Here is a 16,073-nt window from a genome sequence, read left to right on the forward strand (position 1 = left end):
CTTAATTATTCTGCATTCAAACTTTTTAGGATCTTCTTGGCAAGCATCTCCTTAACTTCTGCATGCCTTGGTACAGCTTCAACAACACCGGTTTGAGGGTTGATCCAAAGCGAATGAGAAGCACCTTCTCGTTTTAAATAGCATCCGGCCTTACGCAACTTCTTTTCTAAGTCCTTTCGTTTCATGGAATCGAGATGATTTCCTCAATAGCGTCTTGAGGTAGCCCTCTGCGAATATCGTCTAATCGATCTTCCAAAATGAATTGAATCGCGCCTTTGAGGCTTTCCTTGGCTTCTTCAATGGTTTCCCCTTGGCCATTGGCCCCAGGCACTTCAGGACAGATCGCCCAATATCCGCCTTCCTCAGCCGCTTCAATAATGGCTGTCAGCTCTGCCTTCATACTTAGTCTCCCCAAAGGTTTAGTACCGCTCGATCATAACTAATCATGGTTTTAATTCACCCCCCAACGCCTCCATCAGCGCCTGTTTCAGGGCTATTTGGGCCGCTGCCATCTGGCGCACCGTGGCCTCGTACTCGGCCATCAGATCGGCGGGGTCGCCGTGGTTTACCTCATCTTGGTGGGGGTTTTTGCAGTCGAGGTTGTAGTTGCGGGCCGCAATCTCCTGGGCCGATACCGCCCAGGCATAGTCATTGACCTGGCGACCCTGGCGAGTGGGGCCACCCCACCAGGCTTTTTCGCAGTCAAACTCACCGATGGTCAACGGCTTCGATCGCGAGTACGACTTATAACCCGCTGGGTAGGGGTGCTCAAAAAACCAAATGGCTTCCGTGGGGCCACCTTTTTCAAAAAACAGCAGGTTGGTGTTGATGCTGGTGTAGGGGCTAAACACCCCCTTGGGCAACCGCACAATCGTATGCAGGTTAAAGGCTTCCAGCAGTTCACGCTTCAGGTTCGTTTTCACCCCCTCCCCAAACAAAAAGCCATCGGGCAGCACCACGGCGGCGCGTCCGGTGTCGTACTTGAGCAGGTGCATAATCAGCGCCATAAACAAGTCGGCGGTTTCGCGGGTCTGGTACTTTTTGGGGAAGTTGTTCTCAATGCCGTCTTCTTCCATGCCACCAAAAGGCGGGTTAGTGACAATGATATCGACCCGTTCCCTGGGGCCGTAGTCCTTCAAGGGGCGGCTGAGGGTGTTGTCGTGGCGAATGTTGCTGGGCACATCGATGCCGTGCAGCATCATGTTGGTCATGGCCAGCATGTGGGGCAGGGGCTTTTTTTCCACTCCGTGCAGGGTGACGTGCAGCGTGTTGTTGTCGTCGGGGGTTTTCACCTGGGGTTTCAAATGTTCGATCGCACAGGTCAAAAAGCCCCCCGTACCGCAGGCCGGGTCGAGCAGGGCTTCCCCCAGTTGGGGGTCAAGCATATCCACCATGAACTGGGTCACGGCGCGGGGGGTATAGTACTCGCCCGCATTGCCCGCCGCCTGGAGGTCGGCCAAAATCTTTTCGTAGATGTCGTTAAACAGGTGGCGATCGGACGACGAGTTGAAATCGACATCGGCCTCAATGGTGTTGATCACCTGGCGCAGCAGGGTGCCCGACTTCATGTAGTTGTAGGCATCCTCAAACACCGAGCCCATCACCTTGCCCCGTGGGGTCACCCCCGCCTTGGTGGCCAACCCCTTCAGCGTGGGAAACAGGTCGTTGTTGACAAACTCAATCAGTGCTTCCCCGGTCATCCCCTCTGGGTCTTTGGCCCAGCTTGACCACCGCAAGCGGCTGGGCAGCGGCGAGGCGTAGTTAGGAATGGTCAGCTCCCACTCCTGCTCTTTGTCGTCAAAAATTTTGAGAAAGATCAGCCACACCAACTGGCTAATGCGCTGGGCATCACCATCGACACCGACATCCTTGCGCATGATGTCTTGAATGCTTTTGATCAGGGTTCCGATCGCCATGGGGTTGTCGTTCTCAATCTCAACTGACTACTGCTGTCATTCCCGCTGAATACTACCGTCATTCCCGCGTAGGCGGGAATCCAGGCTAGGCAACCTAACCTCGACCCTGGATTCCCGTTTTCACGGGAATGACCGTCTTCCGTCTTTCCCGCTGACTACTACCGTCATTCCCGCGAAGGCGGGAACCCAGTCTAGGCAACCGAACCTCGACCCTGGATTCCCGTTTTCACGGGAATGACCATCTTCCGTCTTTCCCGCGCAGAGCCTGCCCCCGCGAAGGCGTGGGGCGGGAATCTACAAGCCCTCATACAAATCCTTCCAGGTTGGATTCTTTTCCTCAATCAACCGTAGCTTCCATGCCCGGTTCCATTTCTTAATCTGTTTTTCTCGCGTAATGGCCGAAACCATATCCTCATGAACTTCAAAGTAGACCAAGCGATGGACACTATATTTTTTCGTGAAGCCTTCCACAACGTTATTCTTATGCTCCCAGACTCGCTTCACCAAGTCGCTGGTCACGCCAGTGTACAAAGTGCCATTTTGTCTGCTGGCCAGGATGTAGACACAGGGCTGTTTCATAGTGAATCTGGAAAGTAGATGCTTCCGTCAATCCTCCGTCATTCCCGCGAAGGCGGGAATCCAGTCTAGGCGCTATACAAAGCCTGCTGTAACTCGCGTAGGGCTTGCTGATACTGGCTCAGTCCGCCAAAGGCGCGAATCAGCTCCATCGGGGTGCCCAACTGGCTAAAGGGCGCGATGCTGAGAATCTGGGGTTCTTCAATCGGTTCCACCCCCTCATCGGCGTATTTCTCCAGCAGGGCATTCAGCACGCGGCGAGCCTGGTCGCCATATTGGGCAAAGTAGTTACGCTGCTTCACCACCTCGGCCCGCTCGCGCCGGGTCAGGGGGGGCCGATCCCAAGCCACATGGCAAATCAGGTCAAAGGGGTCGAGATCGCGGCCAATCTCTTCCGCCAGGGCCTCAAAAAATACGCCCTGGTTAGCCAACTCGTCAATAATCGCCTGCTTCTTGTCGGCATCGCTCCAGCGGCGCAAAAAGTCGTTGAGCGAGGCAAACTCCTTGGCCAAGGTCTTGCGGGTGTAGTCCTTCAGAGATTCGGTAATCAGCTTGCCATCGGCATCAAAATATTGCACCCGTTCCGCCGCCACCTTGACCTCGACATTGGCCACCACATAGCGCCGTACCGGACTCCCATCCTCAGTCTCATTTTCCCTGGTGGTAAAACTACCGAAGTCATCATCTATGGGGTAAATAAAGTCCCCGTCGGTGAGGTCATCAGTAGAATCCTCCACCGGCTCATCGGGCGGTACCGGCGAGTCGTCTAAATCTTTGGGCTCATAGATCTGCACCGGGTCGCCGTCAAAGTCGGGGTCGGCAAATAGCTCGGTGGCCTTCTTAAAGTCGATGATGGTGAAGTAAAACTTGCCGTAGTCTTCGTTGATGCGGGTGCCGCGCCCGATGATCTGCTTAAACTCCGTCATCGACAGAATCCGCTGGTCAATCACGATCAGCTTGCAGGTTTGGGCATCAACCCCGGTGCTCATCAGTTTGGAGGTGGTAGCAATCACCGGGTAGACACTCTCTGGAAAAATGAAGTTATCTAACTCGGCTTTGCCTTCGGCATTGTCGCCGGTAATGCGCATGACGTACTTTGAGTTCTGGGCCACTAGGTCGCTGTTTTCGTTGTTGAGCGCTTGGCGCATACGTTCGGCGTGGTCAATGTTTTCGCAGAAGATGATCGCCTTGTCGAAGCGGTTGGTCTGCTTGAGAAACTCTGTAATCTTTTGGGCCACAAGCTGGGTGCGCCTTTCTAGCACCAGGTTTTTGTCAAAATCACGTTGGTTGTAGATGCGATCTGCGATCGCATTGCCGTACTTATCCACCATGCCCTTGCTGGGTCGCCAGCCCGACAAATCCTTATCTAGGTCGATGCGTACCACTTTATAGGGGGCCAAAAAGCCATCCTCTATACCCTGCCTGAGGGAGTAGGTGTAGATCGGCTCACCAAAGTAGTCGATGTTAGAGACCTCTTTGGTTTCTTTAGGGGTAGCGGTAAGGCCAATCTGGGTGGCCGCTGAAAAGTACTCCAAAATCTCCCGCCAGGCAGAATCTGCCGCCGCACTGCCCCGGTGGCATTCGTCAATCACGATCAGGTCAAAGAAGCCGGGGCTGAATTGCTTGTAGATATTGCTGGCTTCTTCGGCACCGGTCACCGCCTGGTACAGAGAAAGGTAAATTTCGTAGGATTTGTTGGCCTGTCGCTTTTGGATCTTGGTCATGGCCGAGCCAAAAGGCTTGAAGTCGTTGGTCATGGTCTGATCGACCAGAATGTTGCGATCAGCCAAAAACAGAATGCGCTGCTTGACCTTAGACCGCCAGAGCCGCCAGATAATTTGAAAAGCGGTGTAGGTTTTGCCGGTGCCCGTCGCCATTACCAGCAGAATGCGGTTTTGCCCCTGGGCGATCGCTTCAATGGTCTTGTTAATAGCCAGAAGCTGGTAGTAGCGAGGGGTTTTGTTGCTGCCGTCGCTGTAGTAGTCCTGGGTGACTAAGGTTTGCTGGGCGTCGTTGAGCCCCTGGTGGGTCACCCACCACTGCCATAGGGTCGCTGGCGAAGGAAATTCATCTAGCCCCAGCTCTCGCTCAATGGTGCCGTCGGTGGTGATTTTGTTATGGAACAAGAAGCCGTCGCCGTTAGAGCTAAACACAAAGGGCACTTGCAACATCTCGGCGTAGCCCAAGCCCTGCTGCATACCATCCCCCAGAGAATGGCTGTTGTCTTTGGCCTCAATCACCGCAATGGGAATATTGGGCTTGTAGAACAACACGTAGTCGGCCCGCTTGTGCTGAGCGCGGGTATGCAGCTTGCCGCGCACGATGATGCGCCCCTTGGTGAGGGAAAACTCTTCTCGAATTTGGGTAGCAATATCCCACCCGGCCCGCTCTAGGGCGGGGGTGATGTACTTGGTGCAGATATCGCGTTCGGAGAGTTGCTTTTTGTCCATGCCTCGCTGCCTATCCGAACCCTGTCTCTCAGATTGCCGCCAACCCCTTTTCCAGGTGTTGAAAAGCAAACTGACCTTGGAAACAGCTTTACTTTAAAATGTGCCCAAAACACTCGATCAGGGAGATTACTGACCCCTGGGTTCAATATTTCTTCACGACCCCAGGCAGGAGGGCGCGGGTGCATCCCACGTTTTCCCTCATGTCGAGGCAGAGCCTCGACACGCAATCTTGAGGCTCTGCCTCTAGGGGCGGGGAATGGCGGCGGAGCCACCAGAGGACGCGCCCAGCCTCCGGCTGGGTGCGAGGAAAGGGTCTGGCCCAGTTTGCATAAGTAGGTCATGCTGTGGAGCGACTCCAACGGAGGAATGGAGCGAAGCGAAATCGAGGAATTTCGGTCGTTGGCGGAGTCCGAGATTCTTCCTTTGGTAGGCATGACAGCCTTTAATTATGCCCACCGACTTAAGTTCTAGGGGGAAGGATGGTAGAACCGTTCCATGGGAGTCACGGTGAGATCCAGATCCACAGCTTCCCCCAACGTGGACTCAATGGCCTGATGCAGATCGACCACCTCCTCCGGGGTAATTAGGGACGGGGGGGCCGCCAGTTCCAGTTCCACCGTCAGCCCTTGACGGCGACGATTCACCCCCAAAGTATTGATTTCGACCTGCCCCAAAGTATCCGTTCGTTCTCTAATCAATTCCAGGAGTCGGCTATGGGTGGCTTCGCGGATGAGCAAATCCCGAAAGGATATCCCCAGGGGCACCACTAAGAGCAATAACACCCCCGCCGAGAGGGTGATACCCTGTTGCGCCCGCCGTAGGGAACCGTAGCCCTGGCTCAAAAACACTAGGGCTCCACAGAGAATCATGCTGGCCAGATTGGTGACCAGCAGCAGGGTTGCCCCCAAGGACACCTCCGCTGAGGGCATGGCGAGGCCAATGCTCACCACACTTAAGGGGGGTACTAGAGCCACCGCGATCGCGACCCCTGGTAACGCATCCCCAATTCGTCGCCGAGACTTGGCAAAGGCTCCTGCCGCCCCCGCTGCGAGGGCAATACCCAGATCCAAAAGAGTGGGTTCCACCCGTGCACTGATTTCAGGGGTGAGACGATTGAGTCCCACCGCCAAGGTGATGCCATAGCTGAGCGCCACCGCCATGAGCAGCCCCGTTAACAGGGTGATCAAGGCCCGTTTGAACAGGCGACGATTACCCATAGCAATGGCAAAGGCAACCGCAGTGATCGGCCCAATCAGGGGGGCAATAATCATGGCCCCAATAATGGTGGCGCTGCTATTAGCCAACAACCCCAGGGTAGAGATCACCGCCGACAATCCCAGCATGATGTAATAGTCAGCCGCCGGTTCTGCCCAGCGCCACAACTCCCGGTTCAAACTGGCCACAGGAGCCGATTTACTCCGTAGCCACAACCAGTCCCCTTGGTTGCGGTTTTGTAAGTGCCGCAAGCTCACCAGCAGACGTTTCCAGCGGTAACCGAGTCTCATCCCGTACCCTCCTTGATCAGGGTCTGCTGCCATGGTAGAAGCCTCTGCTGTCGCTGCGGCTAGTGACGGGCGGGCCGTATCGATACCCATCTGCATGGAGCATACATCTGTGTCTCTACAGTCGGCGCATCTCCCGCAAATGGAGCGTACATTTGCATGGATTCGGTTGCATGGATTCAGCGGAAATCGCCATTAGGTGGGGCCGGAGGTCGAATATCTGAGGCTATCTGAGGCGATTGTGAATAAGTCTTGGCTTGTCAGGAATATGGGGGGATGAGGCGTTAGAGGATTTCATCTCAAAAATCATTCCATAGAAAAATCCAATCGGTCGGTTGAGGGGCGGCAAAAGCGAGATACCCCTTTTTTGACTGTCTTCAGTATTTTCCCCCTTGCAGATCATAAAATCACTACCAATGAGGAAGCAAGGATAATTGCTCTTAGCGGTTTTTGACTGATTGTTTGACTGATTGTGTGTTGTCGTAATTTCTACTTTTCTGGGTGTGCCCTATGAAACGTCGTCATTTTCTTCAATTTGCGGGTTCGGCCTTGGCTGCAACAGGATTAAGTCAGACTCGTTTTTTGAGTCAGGCCCATCGCTATGGCAAGGCCCTAGCCCAGGGGACGCCGCGCAAGTTGGCGCTGTTGATTGGTGTTAACCAATACACCGATCCATTGGTGTCTAACCTGAATGGCTGTCTGACCGATGTGGAAATGCATTATCAGCTTTTGGTCAATCGCTTTGGCTTTAACCCCAGCGATGTGTTGCAGTTAACGGACGCAACACCGGACATGTTGCCCACCCGAGCCAACATTTTGCAAGCCTTTGAAGAGCATCTGATTCAGCAGGCACAAGACGGGGACGTGGTGGTGGTGCATTACTCGGGCCACGGGTCGCGGGTGACTGACCCGACCCCGACGGCGGGAACCCAGTGTCCAGAGGAAAGCGCCTTGACAGGGCTGAACGGCACCTTGGTGCCTAGGGATGCCAGGGTGGTGGCGGAGAAGGGTTCAGAACTGGCGGTGACGGACATTATGGGGCGTAGCCTATTCCTCTTGACGGAGCGGCTTCAGACCGAAAACATCACGCTGGTACTGGATAGTTGTTTTGCGGGGGCCAGTACTCGGGGCAATGCTAAGGTGCGCGCGGCTACGGGAGATCGCCTCTCTCGCCAGACGGGCTTTAGCCTGGTGCCCAGCGAAGAAGAATTGGAACAGCAGAGACGTTGGTTGGCGGAGCTGGAATGGGATGAAGCGGAGTTTAGTCGGCGGCGCTCCCGAGGGATTGCTAAGGGGGTAGCGATGGGATCAGCGAGCTGCAATCAAGAAGCCTACGAACTGCCCTATGACGAAGGGAGTCAGGTGGCCGGAGCCTTTACCTATCTGCTCACCAGCTATTTGTGGCAAATGCCAACGGTGGAAACTGCTCGTGCGATTCAGACCAACTTGGTGCGGAGTACCCGCATTGCTGTCCAGGGTCGAGGTAGCCAGGTACCGACCTTTGAAGAAAAGCCTAGCAGCAACAACCTCAGCCGCCCGTTGTATTTCAACCAGGCCCCCCCTGCCATAGCGCCTTTTGCCGAGGCGGTGGTCAAAAGTGTGACGGGTAGCCAAATTGAGTTTTGGCTGGGGGGGTTGTCTTACCAAACCCTGAAGCTGGCACGAGAGGGCACGGTATATACCGTGCTAGATCCAGCGACGACCCAGGCTTTGGGGGAGGTGGTGTTAAGGTCTCGCAATGGGCTGCTGGCCTACGGCGAACTGGGGGATGGTTCATCGGTGGTGGTGACTCCGGGGATGCTGCTGCGGGAAAAAGTGGCTGCGATCGCAGATCCAATATTGCGCATTGGCGTAGACTCCTCCCTGGAGTCAGAGCGACAGGCCACAGAAACTGCCCTGGGCACGGTGCTCAGTCAGGGCGGCAGCAATCGCGTTCAGGTCTTGCCCGTGGATCAACGGTCTGATGTGGAGTATGTGCTGGCCCGCGTTAGCGAAGATCTGCGGACCAATCTGTCACCGGGCGGCATGGTGCCCCCCTTGGGGACTGTGGGTCTATTTACCGCCGACCTGAGTCGCTTGGTGCCGAATTCCATCGGGGCCGTCAACGAGACCGCCCCGGCAGCGGTGATCCGCCTGCGGCCCCGGTTGGTAAACCTGCTGGTGAATCGGGTGTTGCAAGATTTGGCCAGCACGAACTCCGACTTGCAGGTGCAGGGGCAAATCGCCAGCAGTCGAGCCGATGGCCCGGTGATTCCGATTTCAGGCCGCAGTAGCAGTCGGGCGAACGAACGCCAATTCTCTACCGAGGTGTCGCTACTTCCCTACCGGGTTAACGATCGCCTCACGATCAACGTCACCAACCAAGAGTCAGAGGCGGTGTACCTCAGCTTTTTAGTCATTGACGGCAACGGCAATATCGTTGTGCTGCACCCGGCCAACTGGGACTCCCCCGACGAAGCCGCCCGCATTGACGCGGGGGAATCTGTGACCATCCCTCGGGTCGAAGATGGGGTAGAGTTTCGGGTCACCGGCGCGGGGTTTGTGGAGTTGTTGACCATTATGAGCCGAGTGCCGCTGCGGGGCCTGTTGCGCAGTCTGCAAACCCTAGCCCGCAATCGGGGCGACCGCAGTGGTGCGGTGGGCTTTGGAGAAGGTGATCCCCTGAACCTATTGACCAATTTGTTGGGGGATGTAGATCAGGTCTCGCGATCGGGGAGAAACATTGGAGTTTATCAAATCGGTACTCAAGATACGGCGGTGGACTCTAGTGCGATCGCAGCCTTCTCCACCGTCATTGAAATTGTGGAAGAGTAGGGCCGTCCCTGTCCCACTTAGCCCCGTAACTGTTGCTCCCTATCCGCTGGCGATAACCCAGCACCCCTACCCATGGACAACCTGTTTCGATATTGGCAATTAGTGCGGCTGACGGGGGCTGGCAAATGTCAGCGGCAGGTCATTGCCCCCGTCGAGACCTGGCTAAAAACCACCCTGATACCAGAGCTGACTGCGGATGCCCTCGAAGAAAAACTGCAACAGGTGCTGCTGCACCGCTGGCGCACGGGTCAGTCCGATGGCGACTTAGCCCAGCTCAGCCTACGGTGTTTTGTCACCCATCAGATTCGCGGAGTGTGCCTGCGCTTAGCCCAGAAATTTGGGGAAGGCTATGGCTTTAGGGCCACTGACCTGTTTTACCTGGTACTAGATGACGATGGCCAGCCGATGCCCCAACACCGGCCCTTGACCCTCGATATTCTAGACACCTACGACCCTAGTCAGTCCGCCCTCACCACCTGGAGCAGTCGGCTCACTAATAACCACCGGGGGCTGAATCAAGCCCTGTTAGAAAAAGGACTGTATCGGGTTAGTGACTGGGCTATTCTCAATGACACGCGCCCCGAGCAGATCCAGCGCATTTTGGGGCAATATCACCTGTGCAGCCAGCCAGAAGTCGATCAGGCGACAGATTTGCTGAATCGCTATCAACAGGTCTATCGACGCGATCGCATCGTCCAGCGCCAGAGCGGCAAAACCGGGCGCTGCCTCCCGCCCACGCCGACCCAACTCGCAGCCATCAACCCGGATCTATCCGCCAAAGTGGTACTGCAACACCTGCAACAACTAGCGACATACCTGCGGCAGTACCGCATCCATGTGCGGGGGGGCAGTCCCCAGATCTACCAGCCGGAAGACCCCGACTGGGAACAGCAAGAACAAGCCCCCAACGACACCTCTACCAACCCAGAAGAGGATGATCAAGATCAGTTCTTGCAGGTCTATCGTCAGGCTCTAGACCAGTGTTTAGCCGATGCGATCGCCCAAGTGCTGCAAGCCAACATCACCCGCTTGCGCAGCCGCACCCCGCCCCAAGATAGAGCCTACATCCAGGGGCTATACCTGCGGCAATGTCTGGGCCTACCCATGGGTAAACTGGCCCCCCAGATTGGTCTGAGTAGCCAGGTACAGGTGACCCGCCTGCTCAACCTCAAGCGACTGCGATCGGATGTGCGCCACCGCCTGATTCCCCCACTGTACGAAACCGTGCGGCATCAAGCATTACCCTACGTCTCGGCAGACCGGCTGAAGGCCATTGACCACCGACTAGAAGATCTCCTTACCCAGGAAGTCGATCGGATGATTGCGGATGCCGCTGCCGAAGCCCAAGCCCCCAAAGGTCGCCTTGACCAGAGCCTGTTTAGCCATCAGCTTTGCCAAACCATCCACCCATTCATGCCCGATATTTCATCATGACTCTCCTTTTCTCCTCCCACTCCCTCAGGAGTCAACCGTCCATGTCCTACCTCAACCAATTTCCGGATTTTGAGTTTGATGCCCTGTCATCAACGACCGTTTCCCTCACCCCGGCTGCCGTTGCTTGGGCTGTAGACACCTGTCAAACCGTGGCCGCTACTCAGCAGTGGCAAACTTTTATCAGCGCTATGGCCCTTCAGGGGTTGCGCCAGTGGCTCGCGGCAGGAGCCCAGAACTTTGTCCTGGATATGGCGACGGTCCAGCTTGCCCCCCATGGGGTGACTTGCCAAGTGAACGGCTTTCGCCTGAGCCTACTCACCCAGGGCAGTCTCAGTGATGAGGTGGCGTTTCTGCCCCCTAGCGCCCTGACCCAGGATGAGACCAGTCCCCATCTCTACCTCCTCGCCGAGGTTCAGGAGGAAATGGATCAGGTGATAATTCTGGGCGGGTTGAGGTGCGATCGCATCTTGGCCTACCAGCAGCAAGGCGCTTTAACACCCCAGGCCAATGGCAGTTACCGCCTTCCCGTGACCTGCTTTGACACACCGCCGGAGGATGTGCTGCTGTATTTGGGCTGCCTCAACCCAGCCCAACTGCTACCTGTCGCCGCCACTCCAGCCCCAACCCCCAGCCCCGGCTTATCCCCCGTGCAACAGGGCAGCCACATCAACGTTGGGCGCTGGCTGCGGGATCAGCTCGACGCCGTTGCCGATACCCTCGCCTGGACTCTGTTGCCCCCCCTGGCCACGGCCCATGCCCTCATGTCCACCAGCACCCCCGCCGAACAGCTCGAAGAAATGCTGAAGGAGATAGAGCTGCGGGGGGTGACGATTCCCCCCACCGCCAAGGGAGCCTACACCGACTTGCAGCCCTTGGGCTCCCCCCTGCGGCTGTATGCCCTGACCTGGCCCCTGTGGACAGTCTCAGTATCGGAGTGGTCGCTGCTGCTCTTTTTAGGGCCAATTCCGGGGGCAGAAATTCCCCTAGGCACCCATCTGGTGATACAGGATGAAACCATGGTCTTAGCGGAACAAACCGTAGGCCACGGAGATGATTCCAACTATCTCTATACCCAGGTGATTGGCAGTTGGGAGGAGCAATTTACCGTCACGGTGACGCTACCGGATGGGGTGACTTTTTCTTGGCCGCCCTTTGTGTTTCGTCCCAGTGTTTAGAACCGGGATCGGGAGACTGGCATCTGGAGATTGGCATCTGGCGACTGGAACCTGGAAATTGGGGACTGAGAATGAGTCAGATAATGTATCGCCTCAACATTCATAAAATTGACCAGAGCTGTCTATTTGAGTTGACCTGGGGGCAGGGGCAGCGAATAACGGCGAGTCTGGCCTTTCCGGCTCAGCTTTTGGGGCTGTATGAGGCTTGGCGACGGGCCTATCTGGGCTATTACAAACAGGGGCTGCGGGGCCGGGTGGCGGCGGCGGGTCAGGTGGCGGCGGTGGCCGTAGATTGGCATAGTCAGGTAGTGCAGGCCGAAGCCCGGTTGCTGTCGGAGTTCCACAAGTGGCTCAAGCATGGAGACCTGTTTGACCTGCGGGGGGAGTTGATGACGGCTTCCCATAGTGGATCAGCCAAGATGGAGCTGTTTCTGACCTGTACACCGCTGGAAATTGCCCGATTGCCCTGGGAGACTTGGGAATTTGGTCAACAGGTGCAGATTGTGCGAGCGCCCGCGACAATTCGGGCAGCAACGGTCAGTCGTCAGCCCTTTCGCCGGGGTAAGGCTCGGGTGCTGGCAATTTTAGGGGATGAGACAGGGCTGAATTTTGCCGGAGAACGTACAGCTCTCAATGCCCAGAAGAGACTGCTGGATCTGCACTATGTGGGCTGGCAACCGGGAGAAGAGGCAGCAGCCCTAAAACAGCGAATTTGTCAGACCATTGCCGACCCCTTGGGCTGGGATGTCTTGTTTTTTGCTGGCCACAGTAATGAGGCGGCCTGGGTGGATGGTCAAGTTGCGATCGCACCTCAAACCGCCATTTCCATCAAAGAACTCAGCCCCTATCTGCAACAGGCCCAGCGCCAGGGGTTGCAGTTTGCCCTATTCAACTCGTGCAGTGGCCTTGATATTGCCAATGGGCTGATCAACCTGGGTCTGAGCCAAGTGGCGATCATGCGAGAGCCGATCCACAACGAAGTGGCCCAAACCTTTTTGACCCAGCTTTTGCAGCGGCTGGGTCAAAAAGAGGATGTGCAAGCAGCCCTGCTGGGCACCTGTCAGTTTTTGAAGCTAGAGCAGCACCTCACCTATCCCTCCGCCTATCTGGTGCCGTCCCTGTTTCGCCATCCCGATTCCGTGCCCTACCAGGTACAGCCCGTGGGCTGGCGATCGCGCCTAGGGCGCTGGCGACCCCAAAAACGAGAAGTCCTCACCGTCGCCACCCTGGCATTGTTAAGCCTGGTCCCCCCCCTGCACAACCTATTGATGGATCAGCGGATTGAAGTCCAAGCCCGCTATCGCGGCTTAACCGCTCAAGTGCCGCCCCCCGTAGCCCCCCCCGTCGTGCTGCTACAAATTGACCAAGAAACCTTTGCGCGCCAGGGCCTCCGCGACTACAAACCCATCAATCGAGGGTTGCTGGCGGATATTCTCGCGGGTCTCAACCAACAGGGAGCGCAGGTCATTGGGATTGACTACATCCTTGATCTGGCCCAGGAAGAGCATGATCAGACCCTCAACCAAGTCATCCGCCAGGGAATTGAGCAAAACCAAATATGGACCGTGTTCATCACTGCCCGTAATCCCGACGGTCGATGGATTCAACCCTATGGAGCCGTCACCCCCCCGGAATGGATTTTGCAGGGAGATGCCCGCGTTCCCCACTGGTACCTACGACCCCGATCCTCAAGGGCAGGGCAACCTATACCCTTTAGCTATCAATTGGCCCTAGCCCATCACCTCCAGCAACAGGCCCGTAGCGGCGATCTGGATTTGCCCCGACCCCGTGTGACCGGGCAACCCCTAGACAGTCAAGTACAGGGCTATTTACGGGAAAACGAGCCCCTATTGCCTCCCCGTGCCGATCTCCATTGGGTGACACGACTGTCTTACAAGCTCCACCAGCGCTGGCTTCAACCCCTACTAGACTTCTCCATTCCGCCAGATCAGGTTTACACGCCGGTGCTGGCGTGGGAATTTTTGGCCGATCCAGCAGCGGCCCTAGGTCAGGGGACGATCTCCTTGGCGGATAAGGTGGTGGTAATAGCGGCTGGGGGCTACTATGAAGCGGGCCTTTCTCGGGATGGGGAAGATAATTTACCCCTGCCACCAGGGATGGGCTATTGGCGTAACCGCTTAAACATTGATCGCGTGGGCTTTACCGGCGGTGAGGCCCATGCCTACATGATTCACCATCTCCTCACTCAGCGTTTGGTATTGCCCATCCCTGACCTAGTCCTTGTGCTGGTGGCAGCCCTAGTGGGGAAGGGCTGGGTTATTTATTGCACCCCGCGCTCAGGCCAGCGATGGCACATCATTGCGGGGCTGGCGGCAGGAACGGCCCTCTATGGTGTTTTGAGTTTGCAGCTTTATATTTCTGGGGCGGTGTTATTGCCTTGGCTATTACCGTCATTGACGGTTTGGCTCGTCTGCTGGCCTATTTTCAAGGAGAACAATCGTGAACAGCATTAAGGGAATCAGGGTGGGAATCAGGACATTGGGGAGTGGGATAGCCCTGTTGCTCCTCCTTGGGGTTGCGCCGATAGCCGTAGCCCAGTCTCCAAACCTGCCCAAATTAGGGCGATGGTCAAGGCTGGTGGATTTTCTGTTTAATAAAGACGATCCTGGCCGTGGCAACAATGGCGGTTCGCGTGGCCCTAATGGACCGGTGTGTGTGGTGAATCCCGGTGCGGGCGAAACCTTCTGGAGTCAGCAGCCTATGTTTGTCCTGCGGGGAAGCGTGGCCGAAATTGCCCTTCGCCCTGCCGGAGAACCAACTGCCCTATGGACAGCCCGGTTTCCCTTGGCCCCAATTCAAACAGTGGCGGTGCAGTATGACGGTGTGCCCCTCACGCCCGGCGCAGACTATGAGTGGGTGTTATATCAGCGACAGCGCGATCGCAGTTTGAAAGATGTCTTGACCGTGCCCTTTCGGATTATGGAAACCGGGGAAGAGCGCGATCGCATCGCCACCGACCTCGCCACCTTCCAGACCCAGGGCACTGCCGAGGGAGCCGATGCCGATGCCGGCTACTTCGGATTCGGAGCCCAAGTCACCTACCTCTTTTACAGTGGCTTACCCGCCGACGCCTTTCAAGCGCTATTTAGCGTCTCTGAACCCACCGCTGAATTTGTCGCCAGTCGCGAAGCCCTGGTAACGGCGATTTGCCCACCGTTAGATAACTAGTACAGATTAGTCGTGCTGCCACGACTAGCCGTTTCCATCACCGAAATTGACATACGCTAAGGAGCCGGAAGAACTGATTCGGAAGGATCTGGTTTGGTAATGAAAGTGGTGCGATCGCGGCCTTCTTGCTTGCTGCGATAGAGGGCCATATCGGCGGAATTATAAGCCTCGTCGAACTTGGGGTTGGCGCTTAGGGACAGAAGCCCAATACTGGCAGTGACCAGAGAAGCTTTTGGCGTTGGTGGTTGCGGACAGGATTCAGGGGCCGAGGATGAATTCGCGGGAAGGGTAATAGCCGCGATCGCAGTGCGGATATCCTCTGCAATCTGGTAGCTACGCACCAAGCTGCACCCCACCAAAATCACCGCAAATTCATCCCCTCCGAACCGTCCTACGGTATCCACGGCGCGGGTGCGGCAACAGAGAATATGGGCAACGGTCTTGAGTACCAGATCGCCAGTGGCATGGCCGTAGGTATCATTGACCCCCTTAAACCCATCCAGGTCCACCAGCATCAATACGTGGCCCAGGCTACTGTTGTCAGCAAAGGTAGCCTGAATCTGCTCAAAGGCCCACTCGATGCCACGACGGTTCTTAAGCCCGGTTAGGGTATCGGTGAGGGCAAGAAGTTCCGTTTCTTGGAGGTGCTTATGTAACCCCATAAATTTGGGCAAGGTCTTGACCAAAACCCAAGCGGTCCAAAGACTAATACTGGCGATGATTAGTTTCCAAAACCCCTCTAACCAGTAGTTCCCATACCAAATGTTCCAGGCGGAGAAAACATGCCCGATACCACAGCTCAAAATGAATAGGGTAAAAAGAATGATGATGGGGCGGATGGCCTCAGTAGCGCGATCGCGGTTGAGGTACATCATGGTGGGAATAGAGAAATAGGCAATCGCGATCGCGCTATCCCCCAGCACATGGATCAACGTCAAGGGTCGATTCCATAGAAAGCAATAGCCATGGGGCATGAGGGCAAAAGGCATTGGATTTTGAAGCGAAATGGACTCACCA

At 56.1% G+C, this 16,073-nt stretch carries 12 protein-coding genes; 5 read left to right on the forward strand and 7 right to left on the reverse strand.

The window, feature by feature from the left end; genetic code table 11:
• Nucleotides 1–5 precede the first annotated feature (5 nt).
• The 6 genes from LEP6406_RS0208230 to LEP6406_RS0208260 form a co-directional block, all read right to left on the reverse strand.
• Nucleotides 6–185 (reverse strand): type II toxin-antitoxin system HicA family toxin, encoded by a 180-nt coding sequence (locus tag LEP6406_RS0208230; RefSeq protein ID WP_008316134.1) that lies wholly within the window; start codon nt 183–185, stop codon nt 6–8.
• Nucleotides 182–400, reverse strand: coding sequence for a type II toxin-antitoxin system HicB family antitoxin (locus tag LEP6406_RS0208235; protein WP_008316133.1), 219 nt, complete (start codon nt 398–400; stop codon nt 182–184). The genes LEP6406_RS0208230 and LEP6406_RS0208235 overlap by 4 nt, the downstream gene beginning before the upstream one ends.
• 43 nt (nt 401–443) lie before the next feature.
• The gene (locus LEP6406_RS0208240) at nt 444–1,916 is read right to left on the reverse strand and encodes a type I restriction-modification system subunit M (RefSeq protein WP_008316131.1); all 1,473 of its coding nucleotides are present in this window, start codon (nt 1,914–1,916) and stop codon (nt 444–446) included.
• A 294-nt stretch (nt 1,917–2,210) separates the two neighbouring features.
• Nucleotides 2,211–2,495, reverse strand: a complete 285-nt coding sequence (locus tag LEP6406_RS0208245) for a GIY-YIG nuclease family protein (protein WP_008310768.1) — start codon at nt 2,493–2,495, stop codon at nt 2,211–2,213.
• Between the two features lie 65 nt (nt 2,496–2,560).
• Nucleotides 2,561–4,942, reverse strand: coding sequence for an EcoAI/FtnUII family type I restriction enzme subunit R (gene hsdR / locus LEP6406_RS0208250; protein WP_008310767.1), 2,382 nt, complete (start codon nt 4,940–4,942; stop codon nt 2,561–2,563).
• A gap of 467 nt (nt 4,943–5,409) precedes the next feature.
• A complete protein-coding gene (locus LEP6406_RS0208260) occupies nt 5,410–6,447 on the reverse strand; it encodes a DUF389 domain-containing protein (RefSeq protein ID WP_008310765.1) in 1,038 nt (345 codons plus the stop codon).
• A gap of 507 nt (nt 6,448–6,954) precedes the next feature.
• Here LEP6406_RS0208260 and LEP6406_RS0208265 point away from each other — a divergent pair.
• From LEP6406_RS0208265 to LEP6406_RS0208285, 5 genes are all read left to right on the forward strand, one after another.
• Complete coding sequence (locus LEP6406_RS0208265) at nt 6,955–9,258, forward strand: caspase family protein (protein ID WP_008310764.1); 2,304 nt, start codon at nt 6,955–6,957, stop codon at nt 9,256–9,258.
• Between the two features lie 72 nt (nt 9,259–9,330).
• A complete protein-coding gene (locus LEP6406_RS0208270; RefSeq protein WP_008310763.1) occupies nt 9,331–10,692 on the forward strand; it encodes a hypothetical protein in 1,362 nt (453 codons plus the stop codon).
• 41 nt (nt 10,693–10,733) lie between these two features.
• Nucleotides 10,734–11,867: a DUF1822 family protein gene (locus tag LEP6406_RS0208275; protein ID WP_008310761.1), complete on the forward strand. Its 1,134-nt coding sequence runs from the start codon at nt 10,734–10,736 to the stop codon at nt 11,865–11,867.
• 71 nt (nt 11,868–11,938) lie between these two features.
• Nucleotides 11,939–14,341, forward strand: coding sequence for a CHASE2 domain-containing protein (locus LEP6406_RS27105; RefSeq protein ID WP_036028263.1), 2,403 nt, complete (start codon nt 11,939–11,941; stop codon nt 14,339–14,341).
• A 202-nt stretch (nt 14,342–14,543) separates the two neighbouring features.
• Nucleotides 14,544–15,056 (forward strand): hypothetical protein, encoded by a 513-nt coding sequence (locus tag LEP6406_RS0208285; protein ID WP_155834659.1) that lies wholly within the window; start codon nt 14,544–14,546, stop codon nt 15,054–15,056.
• A gap of 56 nt (nt 15,057–15,112) precedes the next feature.
• Here LEP6406_RS0208285 and LEP6406_RS0208290 read toward each other — a convergent pair whose 3' ends face one another.
• Entirely contained in the window at nt 15,113–16,045 is a 933-nt protein-coding gene (locus LEP6406_RS0208290) for a GGDEF domain-containing protein (protein ID WP_008310754.1), read from the reverse strand.
• Between the last annotated feature and the right edge of the window lie 28 nt (nt 16,046–16,073).

The sequence above is a fragment of the Leptolyngbya sp. PCC 6406 genome, from assembly GCF_000332095.2.
GTDB lineage: Bacteria > Cyanobacteriota > Cyanobacteriia > Phormidesmidales > Phormidesmidaceae > PCC-6406.

Coding starts and splice junctions, on each gene's coding strand:
- LEP6406_RS0208230 (WP_008316134.1), bottom strand. CDS start 185: ATGAAACGAAAGGACTTAGAAAAGAAGTTGCGTAAGGCCGGATGCTAT.
- LEP6406_RS0208235 (WP_008316133.1), bottom strand. CDS start 400: ATGAAGGCAGAGCTGACAGCCATTATTGAAGCGGCTGAGGAAGGCGGA.
- LEP6406_RS0208240 (WP_008316131.1), bottom strand. CDS start 1,916: ATGGCGATCGGAACCCTGATCAAAAGCATTCAAGACATCATGCGCAAG.
- LEP6406_RS0208245 (WP_008310768.1), bottom strand. CDS start 2,495: ATGAAACAGCCCTGTGTCTACATCCTGGCCAGCAGACAAAATGGCACT.
- hsdR (WP_008310767.1), bottom strand. CDS start 4,942: ATGGACAAAAAGCAACTCTCCGAACGCGATATCTGCACCAAGTACATC.
- LEP6406_RS0208260 (WP_008310765.1), bottom strand. CDS start 6,447: ATGAGACTCGGTTACCGCTGGAAACGTCTGCTGGTGAGCTTGCGGCAC.
- LEP6406_RS0208265 (WP_008310764.1), top strand. CDS start 6,955: ATGAAACGTCGTCATTTTCTTCAATTTGCGGGTTCGGCCTTGGCTGCA.
- LEP6406_RS0208270 (WP_008310763.1), top strand. CDS start 9,331: ATGGACAACCTGTTTCGATATTGGCAATTAGTGCGGCTGACGGGGGCT.
- LEP6406_RS0208275 (WP_008310761.1), top strand. CDS start 10,734: ATGTCCTACCTCAACCAATTTCCGGATTTTGAGTTTGATGCCCTGTCA.
- LEP6406_RS27105 (WP_036028263.1), top strand. CDS start 11,939: ATGAGTCAGATAATGTATCGCCTCAACATTCATAAAATTGACCAGAGC.
- LEP6406_RS0208290 (WP_008310754.1), bottom strand. CDS start 16,045: ATGCCTTTTGCCCTCATGCCCCATGGCTATTGCTTTCTATGGAATCGA.